The following is a 15,004-nucleotide window of genomic DNA, read 5'->3' as shown; positions in this document are numbered from 1 at the left end:
GGCATGGAGTTAATTAGAGGTATACACAATATTCGCCCACACCATTTTGGTTGTGTGTTAACTATTGGTAATTTTGACGGTGTTCATTTAGGCCACGCAGAAGTATTAAAAGGTTTACTTATTGATGCTAAAGCACATAGTTTGCCTAGCACTGTAATGCTGTTTGAACCCCAGCCACAAGAGTTTTTTGCTAAGGATAATGCCCCGGCACGATTAACGCGCTTACGAGATAAGTTACGTTTATTAAGTGATGTAGGTATTGAGCGAGTTATTTGCATTAGCTTTAATCAGCAATTTGCAAACATGCATGCTGAGCAATTCGTTAATGAGATTCTGATTAAAAAATTAGGTGTTAAAGCACTCACTGTTGGCGATGATTTTAAGTTTGGAAAGCAGCGCCAAGGTAACTTTGACTTACTTGCCAGCATGGGCAAGCAAGCGGGCATGGACGTAAAAAGCACCGCGAGTTTTCGTCAATTAAATGCTAGAGTAAGCAGCACTTTAATACGAGATGCTTTGGCATCTGGTGACTTAGCAAGTGCTAAAATAATGCTTGGTCACGATTATGCTATTTCTGGGCGTGTTATACACGGCTGGAAAAGAGGACGTGAACTCGGTTTTAGAACGGCAAATATTGCCCTAAAACGCCAAGTGTGTCCTGTTAACGGAGTGTTTGCAGTGCAAGCAACGATTGCAGGAAAACAGATTTTTGGAGTTGCAAATGTAGGTAATAAGCCGACATTTAATGGAACTCGTGCATTGTTAGAAGTTCATCTTTTTGATTTTGCACAGGATATTTACGGACAATTTATGCATGTGGAGTTAATAAAAAAACTTCGCAATGAGAAAAAATTCGAGACATTAACACAATTAACGGCGCAAATAGCAACCGATGTTGCTGCCGCTAAGCAGTGTTTTGGTTTAAATCAGGTAGCCGATAGAGACGGAATGTAGGATAAATGAGCGACTATAAACATACTTTGAACTTACCGGAAACACCGTTTCCAATGCGTGGCAATTTGGCACAACGTGAACCAAAAATGCTTAAAGCATGGTATGAAGACGACCTGTACGGTCAAATTCGCAGCGCTAAGAAAGGTAAAAAAACCTTTATTTTGCATGACGGCCCTCCGTATGCAAATGGCGATATCCATTTAGGCCACTCAGTTAATAAAATATTAAAAGACATTATTGTTAAGTCTAAAACATTATCTGACTTTGATTCACCATTAGTGCCTGGTTGGGATTGTCATGGTTTACCAATTGAGTTAATGGTTGAAAAGAAAGTAGGTAAGCCGGGCGTAAAAGTAACTGCGAGCGAATTTCGTGAAAAATGCCGTGCATACGCTAAAAAACAAGTTGAAGGTCAAAAAGTCGACTTTAAACGTTTAGGCGTATTTGCAGATTGGGATAAGCCTTACTTAACAATGAACTTTGACTTTGAAGCGAATGCAATTCGTGTACTTGGTCGTATTATTGAAAAAGGTCACTTGCATAAAGGCGCTAAGCCTGTGCATTGGTGTACAGATTGTGGCTCTGCACTAGCTGAAGCTGAAGTTGAATACCAAGATAAGCAATCTCCAGCCATTGACGTACGTTTTATTTTTGATGATCAAGATGCTGTTGTTAGTGCATTTGATTTGGCTGATGGTCACAAGGGTGAAGGCAGTGTTGGTACTGTTATTTGGACAACAACACCGTGGACGCTTCCAGCAAACCGCGCAGTAGCTGTGCATGCCGATTTAGAATATGCATTGGTGCAGGTTGAAGATGAAGGCGTACAACAACGTTTAATTTTAGGCTCTGAGCTTGTTAAAGATGCAATGGACCGCTTTGGTTTTAATCACTTTCACGTATTAGGTTATGTAAAAGGTGCTGCACTTGAAAACTTACAAGTAGCCCATCCTTTTTATGATTTTAGCGTACCTGTCATTGTTGCAGAGCATGTAACGACTGACTCAGGTACCGGTGTTGTACATACAGCACCAGGGCATGGTCAAGAAGATTTCGTGGCTGGTTTAAATTACAACCTTGAAGTAGCTAACCCTGTTGGCGCAAATGGTGTTTATTTACCAGATACCGAACTTTTTGCAGGTCAGCATGTATTTAAGGCGAATGCGAGCGTAATTGAAGTATTAAAAGAGCGCGGTGCACTTATGCATCATCATGCACTTACGCACAGTTACCCACATTGTTGGCGCCATAAAACACCAATTATTTTCCGTGCTACACCACAATGGTTTGTAAGTATGGATCAGGCTAACTTGCGTCAAGACTCTTTAAAAGAGATTAAAAATACGCAGTGGTTACCAGAGTGGGGCGAAAGCCGTATTTCTAACATGGTTGAAAGCCGCCCAGATTGGTGTATTTCTCGCCAGCGTACTTGGGGTGTTCCAATTGCATTGTTTGTTGATAAAGACACAGGTGCACTTCACCCAAATACTCAAGAGTTAATCGCCCAAGCGGCAGCGCTTGTTGAAAAATCAGGTATTCAAGCGTGGTACGATTTGGAGCCAGCTACATTACTTGGTGAAGAAGATGCTAAGCAATACATGAAAGTGCAAGATACACTTGATGTATGGTTTGACTCAGGTGTTTCGCACGCGTGTGTTGTAGACGCACGTGAAGACTTAGTTGGTCCAGCTGATTTATACCTTGAAGGTTCTGATCAACATCGTGGTTGGTTTATGTCATCAATGATGACATCAGTGGCAATTAATGGTCATGCACCATACCGCCAAGTATTGACGCATGGTTTTACTGTTGATGAAAACGGCCGCAAAATGTCTAAGTCGTTAGGCAATGTTATTTCTCCACAAAATGTGATGAATAAACTAGGCGCCGACATTCTTCGTTTATGGGTTGCTTCTACCGATTACACAGCAGAAATGACTGTATCGGATGAAATATTTAAACGCTCTGCTGATCGTTACCGCCGAATTCGTAACACTAGCCGTTACTTACTAGCTAACCTAAATGGTTTTGATCCGAAAACAGATCAAGTAGCTATTAATGACATGGTTGAACTTGATAAGTGGATTGTTGGTCGTGCTGCACAGTTACAAGACGAAATTTTAGCCGCTTACGATAGCTACCAAATGCTATTAGTAACGCAAAAGCTAATGAATTTCTGTACGGGTGAGCTTGGTTCATTCTACTTAGATGTAATTAAAGATCGTCAGTACACAGCTAAAAGTGACAGCCATGCACGTCGCTCTTGTCAAACAGCGCTTTATCATATTGCTGAAGCAATGACGCGCTGGATGGCGCCTATTATGAGCTTTACCGCACAAGAAATTTGGGAAGCGTTACCGGGCGAGCGTAGTGACTACGTATTTACGTCTGTTTGGTACGATGGCTTACAAGCGCCAACTAATAGCCAATTTAGCAACGATGACTGGTTAGAAATTCTAACAGTGCGCGACGAAGTAAACCGTTTATTAGAAGCAGCACGTAAAGAAGAAGTGATTGGTGCAACGCTTCAAGCTACGGTTAATTTATTCACGGGCAAAGAGCTTGCCGCTAAATTAAATGCGCTTGGTGATGAGCTACGTTTTGTACTATTAACATCAGCTGTAAATGTTTCTGAAGTTGATAGTCAGCCTGCTGATACACAAGCTACCGAAATTGAAGGTTTATTCATTAGTGTTGCTGCAACAGATGCTGCTAAATGTGAGCGTTGTTGGCATTACAGTGAAGATGTAGGTATTAATCCTGCTCATCCTGAAATTTGTGGTCGTTGTGTGAGTAATGTTGACGGCGAAGGCGAAAAGCGTCAATTCGCTTAGGAGTTATTCTTAGTGAGCAAACTAGCCCAAAAAAGTGGTTTAGTGTGGCTTTGGTTGAGTCTATTACTTTTAGTAATAGACTTTGCCAGTAAAACACTTGTTGTAGGGACTATGGCTTATCAAGAGTCGATAAATTTACTCCCTGTTTTTAGTATTACTTATGTACATAACTATGGCGCCGCTTATAGCTTTTTAAGTGAAGCGGGCGGTTGGCAGCGTTGGTTTTTAAGTGCGATTGCCATTGCTATTAGTGCTTTACTTGTGTGGTGGCTAAAACGCTTACCTGCAACAAACAAAGTACTGTGCGGTGCTTATGCACTGGTTCTTGCAGGCGCTATTGGTAATTTATACGATCGTATTGCGTATGGTTATGTAATCGACTTTATTCACGTATTTTATAAAGACTCACATTTTCCTGTGTTCAATATTGCCGATTGCGCTATTTGTATTGGCGCAGCATTATTGTTATTTGACGCCTTTACCGGCGAGAGTCCGAAGGAGCATAAAGCATGAGCCAAGCTGTAATTGGTGAAAACTCGCAAGTTATCTTCCATTTTTCTATTAAATTAGAAGATGGCTCTGCCGCTGATTCTACCAAGGTGCATAATAAGCCTGCTAAATTAACAATGGGCGATGGTAGCTTAACGGCAAACTTCGAAAAATGTTTATTAGGGCTAACTGCAGGCGAAAGTAAAACATTTGAACTTGAGCCTGAAGATGCGTTTGGTCAGCCAAATCCAGATAATATTTACTACGTTGACCGCAGTAAATTCGGCCCAGAAACACCAGCTAAAGTAGGTGCAATAATTGCGTTTACTCAACCTGATGGCACTGAGCTTCCTGGTTTAGTTCGCGAAGTGCAAGGTGAGTCGGTAACGATTGATTTTAACCATCCTTTATCTGGTCAGCGCTTAACGTTTGAAGTGGATATTATTGAGGTGGAAGGTTAATGGAAATATTACTAGCTAACCCACGAGGCTTTTGCGCTGGTGTTGACCGTGCTATTAGTATTGTTGAGCGCGCTTTAGATATTTTTGAAAAGCCAATTTATGTTCGCCACGAAGTAGTACATAACCGCTATGTAGTTGATGGACTTAAAAGTCGTGGTGCGGTTTTTGTAGAAGAGCTTGATCAAGTACCTGACGACAGCATTGTTATTTTTAGTGCACATGGTGTTTCGCAAGCGGTTCGCAGTGAAGCAAAACGTCGTGATTTAAAAGTATTTGATGCAACGTGTCCGCTTGTAACTAAAGTACATATGGAAGTCACACGTGCGAGTCGTAAAGGTATTGAGTGTATTTTAATTGGTCATCATGGTCACCCTGAAGTAGAGGGAACAATGGGACAATATGATAACTCAGCCGGTGGCATTTACCTTGTTGAAACTGTTGATGATGTAATTGCACTTGATGTAAAAAATGCTGAAAACCTTTTTTATTGTAGCCAAACAACACTCTCTGTTGATGACACCGCTGATGTTATTGATGCACTACGCAACAAGTTTCCATCAATTGATGGGCCGCGCAAAGATGATATTTGCTATGCAACACAAAATCGTCAGGATGCTGTGCGTGACTTGGCAGATAAAGTAGATGTGCTATTGGTTGTAGGAGCTAAAAACAGCTCTAACTCTAATCGCTTGCGTGAGCTTGCAGATAAAATGGGCACTGTTGCCTATTTAATTGATGATGCAACTGATGTGCAAGAACAGTGGGTTTCAGGTTCTAAATCAGTGGGTGTAACTGCGGGAGCATCTGCGCCAGAAGTACTTGTACAACAAGTAATAAGCCGATTAAAAGAGCTAGGTGGTACACAGGTTGTTGAGAACCCAGGCGAAGCAGAAAATATAGTATTTGCTGTTCCTGTAGAGCTACGTTAATTTAAATATTTAAACATTTAGATTAAAGGAGAGTCGTTATGAGCAAGTCACTTCAAAATGATGGTTTGCTTTTTTCGGCTCTTTTTAATGAACGAGGCGTATTAGCCACGCTTATCGTTTCTCAAGTAGTTGCTATTGTTTTAGCTTTTGCACCTAATGTAGAAGGAGATATTTGGCTTCGACTTGGGATCATTAGTATATTTTTACATTTAATTGTTTTAGTCGGCACTTCTTCTTTATATTTTTGTCGTTTTTTTTTACAAAACCGCACTCAAGCTTTTCAGTTAAGTCTATTTTTTGCCTCTTTTCTATTATCTACATGCATTTTTAGTATTCTATTTTCTCATTTTGCCTTTGATATAGATGATACAAATAATCTAATTTATTTTACACTCCGTAATTGTATTATAGTGGCTTTACTGGCAGCTTTATTTGTCCAATTTTTATTAATTCATTTTGAAAAAGAGCAACAAACTAAGGCGCTATCTCGTGCTGAGCTTGATGCCTTACAAGCCAGAATACGTCCTCATTTTTTATATAATAGTTTAAACACTGCTGCAGAATTAACTCATCATGATGCCAATGCGGCAGAGCAAGCTATTCTAGCATTAGCCGCCTTATCGCAGGCTGCAATGCACTCAGGAAAAAACGTATTACTCGCGGATGAAATAACGCTGAGTAAGCAATATATCGCACTTGAAACGTGGCGTTTTGGTAACCGTTTAAGGGTTGATTGGCAAATCTCCAATGAGCTGCCAGCACTAAGTATTCCTTGCTTAACCCTGCAGCCATTAATTGAAAATGCGGTATGCCATGGCGTTGAAACAAGTGAGTATGGTGCCAAGATAAAAGTAGAGCTACATATCACTACCGGCTATATAACTATGATTGTTTCTAACCCTATAACAATTACTAATACTCAAACTAGGCCTAATAACGGAATGGCGCTTGAAAATATTCGCCAGCGATTAAATATTTACTATAAAAATAAAGCGCAACTAACAATTACTACTAAGAATGATGTGTTTAGAGTTAAGGTCGTTATTCCTAAACTAATTGGGAGCCTTGTATGAATGTACTTATTGTAGATGATGAACCTCTGGCTAGATCTCGCTTAATCCGTTTGTTAGCACATGATAAAAGTATAGTTGTGCAAGGTGAGGCAAGTAATGGTAATGAAGCCTTAGCACTTGCTAAAAAGCAAACGCCCGATTTAATTTTTTTAGATGTTGATATGCCCGGTATGAATGGTTTACAAGTTGCTAATGAGCTCAATAGTTTAACCCTACCGCCTGCTATTGTTTTTATAACAGCGCACCCTGAGCATGCCTTCGATGCTTTACAGTTAAGTGCTGCAGGTTATTTAGTTAAACCTATTACAGAGCAATCATTACAAAAGGTACTTAAGCAAGTAGGCCGTTTAAATAAAGTACATATTCAAAAACAGCAAAATATAAAAGTATCTTATCAGTTAGCGGGTACTCTACGTAGTGTTGATATAAATGATGTTTTGTACTTTAGTGCAGAAGAAAAATATACCAAAATGATATTCTTAGGTGGAGAGGCTTTACTTGAGCAAAGCTTAAAGCAATTAGAGCTGCAATATCCCGCATATGTTTTACGAATTCACCGCAATACGTTAGTGAATAAACAAAAAGTAATAGCCTTGCATTCAAAAGGGAATGGGCATCATATTATTGAGCTGCAAGGATGTAGCGAGTTATTGCCTGTGAGTCGCCGCGAGCTAAAATTAGTTAAAAATGAGCTTTAGGCGCTTACTCTGTGATTAAGTTGCCTCTGATTTAAGTACATTTGACGCTTAATTATCAACAGCTTTCTTTAATGAACAAATTTAATTAACCGTTTATCAACAAATATAACCGCTTGTCTTAGTCTTCATTGATTCCTCAAATAAATAGCATAAACTTAAAATCAGATAATTTTTATTTGGTTTTACTATGCAATCATCTCAAACAAAAATGCAAAGAGGCTTCACTCTGATTGAAGTGTTAATTGCATTTATTATTCTTAGTTTTGGTTTGTTAGGTGCAGTTGCCTTGCAAGCAAAAGCAAAGCAGGCGAGCTTTGACTCTATGCAGCGTGCAGCAGCCGTTGCACTTGGTAACGATATTATGCAGCGCATTCGTGCTAACGATACTCCGCAAATAGCGGTGCTATACACGCAAACATTTGATAGTGAAACTGCAATGACTACCTCACAAGCATGTTTTACTAATACCTGTACTGCAGCTCAAGTTGCAGCTCTAGATCTTGAACAGTGGAAAAGAGCTATAAGAGCTCGAGAAAATACGGGATCTTTAGATGATGCTACCGTATGTATTGCACCTACAGCAGTTGCTGGTTCAGGTGGTAAGGCATTTAATTTAGAAGTAATCGTTTCGTGGCAAGGCCGACAAGAGTTTAACGCAAATGATGCAACTGGCGCTATAAAGTGTGGAACGGCTGATAAAAAGCGTCGTTTAGTTGTTTTAACTAGTTATATATACCTTAGGAGCTAACATGAAGCAAAAAGGTTTTACACTTGTAGAGGTGATGATTTCGTTATTTATTGGTGGATTAATTTTAGGCGGCGTTATGTTTACCTATATAGGAATGAAAGTAACCACTAAAGATACAATGACTATAGGTGAACTTCAGGAGTCAGGTCGATTAGCTATAAATATAATGCAACGTGATATTGAGCAGATTGGCTTTTGGGGTACTTATTATGATGATTCTTTTACATCAGCCAATACAACATCGTTATCGAATCCTGGTGCTGATTGTACAGAGGGTTTAAATAACGGCAGCTTTCCTGATTTAGCGACAGCAAGTAACTTTAGAACTATTTACGCGAAGGTTGCAGATGCTTCAAAAGAACTAAACTGCGTAACTAGTCCAGTTAAAGGTACAGATATTATTCAGTTAAAGTTTTTACAAGGTGACCAATTAACTGAAAGTGAAACTAAAGCGGATGAAAACTATTTTATAGCAGAGCAAGAGAGAGCTCAATTTAAGCGGGGTGAAATTACAGACAGTTCTGCTAATGCATCTATTTGGCCGTATAGCCATCATGTTTATTATATTTCAGAGCAAACATATAAAGTAAATAATAAGGACCTGACAGTACCTGCATTAATGAGAAAGCGCTTAGTTGGTGGAAGTATCACCACAGAAACTATTATGGAAGGTGTCGAAAACATGCGGTTTGTTTTTGGTCTCGACACAAACAGCGACAATCGTGTAGATACATACCGAAGTATCAAAAGTATGGAGCACACTGATTGGGAAAATCGTAAAGGTATTTTAACTGTTCAGGTTTTTTTATTAATACGCGCATTGCAACCAGACCCTGGGATTAAAATTAAAAATCAAACTTACACACTAGGTGAAGATGACGATAAGCGTGTATTAACATTTACCGATAATTTCAGGCGTACTGTATTTACCACGACTATTCGATTAAATAATATTGGATCTAATTTATGGCGTATTTAAAGCAATCACAAAAAAAACAGCAAGGTGTAGTTTTAATTACAGCTTTAATAATGGTTATTGCAGTGACCGGTATAGCTGTGACTCTTATGAGTAGTAGTAGTATTGATATTAAAATTACCAATGCAGCACAAGAGCGCGAAGTGGCCGAGAATGAACTCATTGGAGAAGTACAACGCATGATCTCTGATGAAGCAAATAAAGGTGCGAATAATCAGTTTTTTTTGAGTCCAGATGAAGTTACTTCGATTGCAGCTTCTGATAAAGAAGGCATGGTGATCGCAGCACATGATGGTATGCAAAGTAAAATGGTTAATTTAAATAAAGGCGCGCTTGATTTAGAGTGCCCTCGACGTTTTAATTTTACAGCGGGTATATCATGCAATATGTTACAGGTCGCTACAACTATAGAATATGGCTCTAAAAGTAAGCATGAACTAACCATTGTTACAGGTGTAGCGCAAGAAATGGCTAGCATAAATAAGGGGATTTAATATGAAATTTAAATTAAATAAGACGTATGCTGCGTTACTTGGCCTAACAATAAGTACGTCAGTTTATGCTGAAGATATAGAGCTTTATGTTAATCATGACGTGGATGTTGAAGAAAAGCCCCGCGTATTATTGATTTTTGATACATCAGGAAGCATGGCATTTTCATCTTCAAGTGGTGGTGACTGTGGTTTTAATAATTTTTTAAACTTATATAATTTATGTGTTGATAGTCGTCTTATTGCTGCACAGTTTGCGATGAATAAAGTAATTTCTGATAACGAAGATACTATCGACTTTGGTTTAATGCGCTTTAAAAGTACAACAGGTGGTTACATTGTTAATGGTGTTGGTAGTGATTCATCAGTTGTACGTTCGTCGGTTGCATCTTTGCCGGCGGATGGTGGGACCCCGCTTACAGAGACTCTGTGGGAAGCTTATTTATATATTACTGGGCAAGGAGTTCAATACGGACTAGAAGCTTCAATATTAGAGCGTGATACCAGTGTAGAAACTACTTCTACCGTCCAAGTTGAGCAGCAGTCTTGCTATTGGACAGGGCCTTGGTGGAATCAACGTCAGATTTGTAATACATATTATGTACCTCAAACGAGTTATACCTACATATCACCTTTCGCAGATAGTACAGCAGAAGCTAAACGTTGTGATAATTCGATAAATATCATTTACATGACGGATGGTGATCCATCTGGCGATAATGATAGTGACGGTCAAATTAGTGCGGAACATAAAAAATATTTTGGTGAAGGATTAAATTGGAGTTCAGATAATTACTATAGTAGTTACTTACACCAAATGGCTAAAATTATTCATGGTACAAGTGACATTACTGTTGATTTATACCCATCCACCCCGGATATCCACGAAACAGGACGTCTTTATACCATCGGTTTTGGCTCTGGAATGACTGCGAAAGGACAAGAACTCTTGCGTAGAGCTGCTTCTTTAGGCGGCGGTGAAAATTTACCAGCAAGTACGCCTGATGAACTTTCTGAATCATTAAACAGTGCAATATCTCGTATTCGTGAAGTAAATGATAGCTTTTCATCTCCTTCTGTTGCTAGTAACAACGTGGATCAAACCCGTAGCAGAGATGCTATTTATTTTGCAATGTTTTATCCAGAAACAAATACGCGCTGGGGCGGCAACTTAAAAAAATTAAAAGTATCTGGTAATAATATTGTTGATTCAATAGGTAACGTAGCCCTCGATTCTAATGGTTTGATAAGCACTGATGCAAAAACATTTTGGCTTCCGGCTGGTAAATCAGCAGATGGAAACTTAGTAGCACAAGGTGGTGTTAATTATCAATTAAGCACCTTGAGCGGTAATAACGCAGAACAAAGAAGAAAACTATACACAGATAAGCAAGGCGATATTGTTCGATTTACTACATCGATAGTGAGTGACATTCTTGGTTTAGTTACTAATAACCCGATCAGCTTATCTAGCTCAGATATAAGGTGGGCTATGGGTATTGATGTTGATGACGAAGATAAAGATAACGATACCACAGATCAAAGAGATGATATTTTTGGGGATCCACTTCATTCAAAGCCTGTAGCACTTGATTACGGTAATAATGATATTCGTATCCTTATAGGTACTAATGCTGGCTTTTTACATATGTTTAAAGACGATGATACTAATAATGAAGTGTCTGAGAGTTGGGCATTTATACCCTCAGATCTGTACAGTATTATTCAGCCATTACGAAATAAAGTAACGGGAAAAAAATATGGTATGGATGGTCCAATTAGTGTTTATTTTAATAATAAAAACTTAAATAGTGATGGGTTAAATGACGGTATTATTGATGTTAGCGGCGACGACAAAGTATGGGCATTCGCAGGAATGCGTCGCGGCGGTAAAAATTACTATGCACTCGATATAACAAATCCCGATCAGCCTAAAAAATTATGGGATAATCCAATTGAAGGTGGTAAAGGCGATTTTAAAGAGCTTGCACAAACATGGTCTAAACCACAAATTGCTTACATTAAAGCATTTGGAGATAAGCCTTTATTAATTTTTGGTGCTGGTTATGACACTAACAAAGACGCGGTAATTAAAGAGCCGGATGATGTAGGGCGAGGTATCTATATTGTTGAAGCTGAAACAGGTAAACGAGTATGGGCACTAACACCTGATATAAATAGCTTTAAAGGTAAGCACAGTATTGCGGCTAATATAACGACGCTCGACTCAGATTATGATGGATATATAGACAGGATTTATGCTGCGGATACCGGCGGTGACATTTGGCGTATAGATATGCCAGGTAGTAATACTAGTGAGTTTAGTCACTTTAAATTAGCTGAACTTGCTAGTAATAAAGCGACCGAAGACAGACGCTTTTTTTATAAGCCACTCGTAGCACGGACAATTTATAGTAAAGTAAGTGAAACAACAGTAAATGGCAGTACTGTAATGACACGCTTAGATACACCGTATGATGCAATAATTATTGGTAGCGGTAATCGCTCAAAACCAACTGGTACCAATGAAAAAGATCAATTATTTATGATCAGAGATGAGAATACGGTTACGAAATCGTATAATAATAATGCACCAGATACTATTGTGCCTGCTGATTTAATGAAAATGAATTCAGATCCATTTGGTAATGCGCTCGATGACGTTGATGATTTTGTAGACCTAGAAGTCGACTTGGCTAAATTTAATGGTTGGAGATATGAGCTGGGAGTAGGGGAGAAGTCACTAGCGGCTGCAACAGTCGTTGGAGGAGTTGCATACTTTACAAGCTTTACACCTGCATCAGATATATCGACAGAAAATCAATGCTCGTTAAGTGGTGGTGGCGGTTCTTTATATGCGTTTCACTTACATTATGGAACTAAAGTGTATGACGACCTTAAATTTGCAACGAGTTATGATGTACCAGATACTCCGCAGTTATATTTCGGTGAGGGCCCTTCATGTGTAGACGCTAACGGTGATGGTAAATGTGATGACAACCCATTAGTTGACGTAACACAAGAAAGCCAGTTTTATTTAATAGGGCCTGGTATTAAAGGTGAAAATGCGGAAAATCCAATGAAGCCACCTGAAATAAAGGGCCCAGGCTTAACAGTCGTTAATGGCAAGATTAAGTTAGTTAATGATAATACTTTAGGGTTTGGCTTTAAAACACAACAAACATATATTTATAAGCGTGAAGAAAATGACGAAGTTAATAATTAAGGAGATTAGATGAAAAATAAACGAGGATTTACCTTAATTGAGCTAATGATAGCCGTTGCAATTGTAGGCATACTTGCTTCAATTGCATTGCCCAATTATACAGAATATGTAAAGCGTGCTTCGAGAGCTGAAGCTGCTGCAGCATTATTAGATGCAGCAAACAAGGAAGAGCAGTATTTTGTTGATAATAGGGAATATACAGAGAAATTTACTGATTTAGGGTTGCAAGACAAAACCGAAAATGGTCATTTTGAATTATCTATTGATGTAGATGATGACGACAATACATTTACCATTACCGCAAAACCTGTGGCTGGACCGGTCAAAGGTGATGGTGATTGTAAGCAAATTACAATTACTGACACCGGTTACAAAGGCGCTACAGGTACTAAAGGTAATTCAGATGTAGAATATTGTTGGGGGCGTTAATTTACTTCTTCTGGCACTTATCAGTTGATTTAATACGGATACGTCCAGTTTGACTTACAGATAAAGCCAATCCTTCGAGATTGGCTTTATCACTATTGGGGCAATATAGAAAAGTCCCATTTTGAAAGCCATTTAAAGACCCATCCGGGCGAAAAGTAATGGCGCTACGAGGGTATTCTAAAGTATCAGCTTCATGAACATCCTCGAAAGTACTTAAGAGTAACTCGTCATCATCTAGAGTCGTTGATTTATCTTTGTCGATAAATAGCGACATTTGGCCATCCCACTCATCCTTTGTACATTGACTGTTTTTTAGTGCACAAAGAGTGACATAGGTTCCATTTTCAATAGCGTAAAGTCGCCCGTAATTAATGTTTCTATGCAGAAGGTTTACGTGGTTATCTAAGCGATTATTCGCTAAAAAATCTGGATAAAACCACACTGAAAGTTGACTGATAATACTGATAACGGCCATCGATACCATTAATTCGAGAAGTGTTACCCCCTTAGATTTTAATATTGTTACCCTCATCCTTGAAGTCCTGAGTTATAAAATGTATTAGCTGAGTATAGTAAATGATAAAAATATGACAATATTAATTGTATCTTTTTTAATCACATTTTTTGTCTGTATCGCCAACGTAAAAGGCTGTACCTGACTGTGATACGGTTAACGCTTTATTATTTTTATTCGTACTATTTGGACAAAAAATGAAGTCTCCAGGGTTTGTTGTAATTCTACCACTGGTATTAAAGCGTAAGCGGCGATCGCTACCATCAAACGACAGCTTATCGTTGTCTGATATTTCTTCCATTGCTCTTAGTAATGTATCAGAAGCGTTATTATAGTTTCCATCATTATCAACATCGATAAATACAACAATAACCTTATTCACATCCCACTTGGCGTTGCAGTTGAACGTATCTTGTTTGTTTTTAACTTTTCCTTGTCCTGTAGGACATACAACAACTATTTCATCAGTGCTTGCGGCTTGAGAGCGGGCATATGCAATGTTTCTTTTTAATTCCAACAAAAAGTTCTCAGCTCTATTTTCCTCTAGCATATCGCTGCTATTCCAAAGTGCGATTGAGGCAATAATGCCAACAATAGCCACGGTTACCATGAGTTCTAAAAGAGTAAATCCGTTTTGTTTGTTTTTCATATAAGTCTCATTTACTGCTAGTCGTTTAATTATAGCGCTTAAATAAAAAATTATATCACGGTTGATTGTTTTATCACCGTAATTCAATCGCTTTGTTTGCTATGAACACTATGATTGTCTAAAATCGAGGCAACTGGAGTTTTCAAAAGTAATCGATATGAAAAAAATAGAAGCAATTATCAAACCTTTTAAGTTAGACGATGTGCGAGAAGCGTTGTCGGATGTGGGTATTACGGGAATGACGGTAAGCGAAGTTAAAGGCTTTGGACGTCAAAAAGGTCATACAGAGCTATATCGTGGCGCAGAGTATATGGTTGATTTTTTACCTAAAGTAAAACTTGATATTGTATTGACTGATGAAGATGTAGACCGTGCAATTGAAGTTATTGTAAAAACGGCGCAAACAGGAAAAATCGGTGACGGTAAAATATTTGTCACTGATGTTGAGCGTGTAATACGTATTCGTACTGCTGAAGAAGATGAAGAAGCTATTTAATGTAACTTCTTAACATGCAGTAAAAAGGCGCTTACTA

At 38.6% G+C, this 15,004-nt stretch carries 15 protein-coding genes; 13 read left to right on the top strand and 2 right to left on the bottom strand.

From position 1 onward, the window contains the following. The first annotated feature begins 3 nt into the window (after positions 1–3). The 12 genes from ribF (at position 4) to PX700_RS15775 (ending at position 13,308) form a co-directional block, all read left to right on the top strand. Entirely contained in the window at positions 4–954 is a 951-nt protein-coding gene (gene ribF, locus PX700_RS15830; protein ID WP_166419996.1) for a bifunctional riboflavin kinase/FAD synthetase, read from the top strand. Positions 955–959: 5 nt separating this feature from the next. Continuing rightward, positions 960–3,788 carry an isoleucine--tRNA ligase gene (gene ileS, locus PX700_RS15825; protein WP_479521226.1) on the top strand — a complete coding sequence of 943 codons (2,829 nt, stop codon included), beginning with the start codon at positions 960–962 and terminating at the stop codon, positions 3,786–3,788. Positions 3,789–3,800: 12 nt separating this feature from the next. Further along, positions 3,801–4,301 carry a signal peptidase II gene (lspA, locus tag PX700_RS15820; protein ID WP_007376920.1) on the top strand — a complete coding sequence of 167 codons (501 nt, stop codon included), beginning with the start codon at positions 3,801–3,803 and terminating at the stop codon, positions 4,299–4,301. Then, the gene (gene fkpB / locus PX700_RS15815) at positions 4,298–4,738 is read left to right on the top strand and encodes an FKBP-type peptidyl-prolyl cis-trans isomerase (protein WP_002958231.1); all 441 of its coding nucleotides are present in this window, start codon (positions 4,298–4,300) and stop codon (positions 4,736–4,738) included. The genes lspA and fkpB overlap by 4 nt, the downstream gene beginning before the upstream one ends. Next, positions 4,738–5,667 carry a 4-hydroxy-3-methylbut-2-enyl diphosphate reductase gene (ispH, locus tag PX700_RS15810; RefSeq protein ID WP_415638351.1) on the top strand — a complete coding sequence of 310 codons (930 nt, stop codon included), beginning with the start codon at positions 4,738–4,740 and terminating at the stop codon, positions 5,665–5,667. Before fkpB ends, ispH begins: the two co-directional genes overlap by 1 nt. A 38-nt stretch (positions 5,668–5,705) precedes the next feature. Further along, the gene (locus PX700_RS15805) at positions 5,706–6,740 is read left to right on the top strand and encodes a sensor histidine kinase (protein WP_479521225.1); all 1,035 of its coding nucleotides are present in this window, start codon (positions 5,706–5,708) and stop codon (positions 6,738–6,740) included. Continuing rightward, a complete protein-coding gene (locus tag PX700_RS15800) occupies positions 6,737–7,438 on the top strand; it encodes a LytR/AlgR family response regulator transcription factor (protein WP_415638353.1) in 702 nt (233 codons plus the stop codon). The genes PX700_RS15805 and PX700_RS15800 overlap by 4 nt, the downstream gene beginning before the upstream one ends. Positions 7,439–7,625: 187 nt before the next feature. Next, the gene (pilV, locus tag PX700_RS15795) at positions 7,626–8,186 is read left to right on the top strand and encodes a type IV pilus modification protein PilV (protein ID WP_415638354.1); all 561 of its coding nucleotides are present in this window, start codon (positions 7,626–7,628) and stop codon (positions 8,184–8,186) included. Between the two features lies 1 nt (position 8,187). After that, positions 8,188–9,165 carry a PilW family protein gene (locus PX700_RS15790; protein WP_479521224.1) on the top strand — a complete coding sequence of 326 codons (978 nt, stop codon included), beginning with the start codon at positions 8,188–8,190 and terminating at the stop codon, positions 9,163–9,165. Further along, the gene (locus PX700_RS15785; RefSeq protein WP_479521223.1) at positions 9,153–9,656 is read left to right on the top strand and encodes a pilus assembly PilX family protein; all 504 of its coding nucleotides are present in this window, start codon (positions 9,153–9,155) and stop codon (positions 9,654–9,656) included. The genes PX700_RS15790 and PX700_RS15785 overlap by 13 nt, the downstream gene beginning before the upstream one ends. Position 9,657: 1 nt before the next feature. Beyond that, positions 9,658–12,879, top strand: a complete 3,222-nt coding sequence (locus PX700_RS15780; RefSeq protein WP_479521222.1) for a pilus assembly protein — start codon at positions 9,658–9,660, stop codon at positions 12,877–12,879. Between the two features lie 9 nt (positions 12,880–12,888). Then, on the top strand, positions 12,889–13,308 hold the full coding sequence (locus tag PX700_RS15775) for a type IV pilin protein (RefSeq protein ID WP_415638358.1): 420 nt from the start codon (positions 12,889–12,891) through the stop codon (positions 13,306–13,308). A 1-nt stretch (position 13,309) separates the two neighbouring features. Here the strand turns inward: PX700_RS15775 and PX700_RS15770 are convergent, their stop codons facing one another. Together PX700_RS15770 and PX700_RS15765 are read right to left on the bottom strand one after the other, a co-directional pair. Then, complete coding sequence (locus PX700_RS15770) at positions 13,310–13,840, bottom strand: GspH/FimT family pseudopilin (protein ID WP_415638359.1); 531 nt, start codon at positions 13,838–13,840, stop codon at positions 13,310–13,312. A gap of 79 nt (positions 13,841–13,919) precedes the next feature. Beyond that, positions 13,920–14,471, bottom strand: coding sequence for a GspH/FimT family pseudopilin (locus tag PX700_RS15765; RefSeq protein ID WP_479521221.1), 552 nt, complete (start codon positions 14,469–14,471; stop codon positions 13,920–13,922). A gap of 157 nt (positions 14,472–14,628) precedes the next feature. Between PX700_RS15765 and glnB the strand changes: the two genes are divergently transcribed. Continuing rightward, entirely contained in the window at positions 14,629–14,967 is a 339-nt protein-coding gene (glnB, locus tag PX700_RS15760) for a nitrogen regulatory protein P-II (protein ID WP_002962211.1), read from the top strand. The last annotated feature ends 37 nt before the right edge of the window (positions 14,968–15,004 follow it).

The sequence above is a fragment of the Pseudoalteromonas sp. TP27 genome (assembly GCF_056470645.1).
Note: the sequence above shows the minus strand (reverse complement) of the source record. Positions and strands in the feature narration are given on the sequence as shown.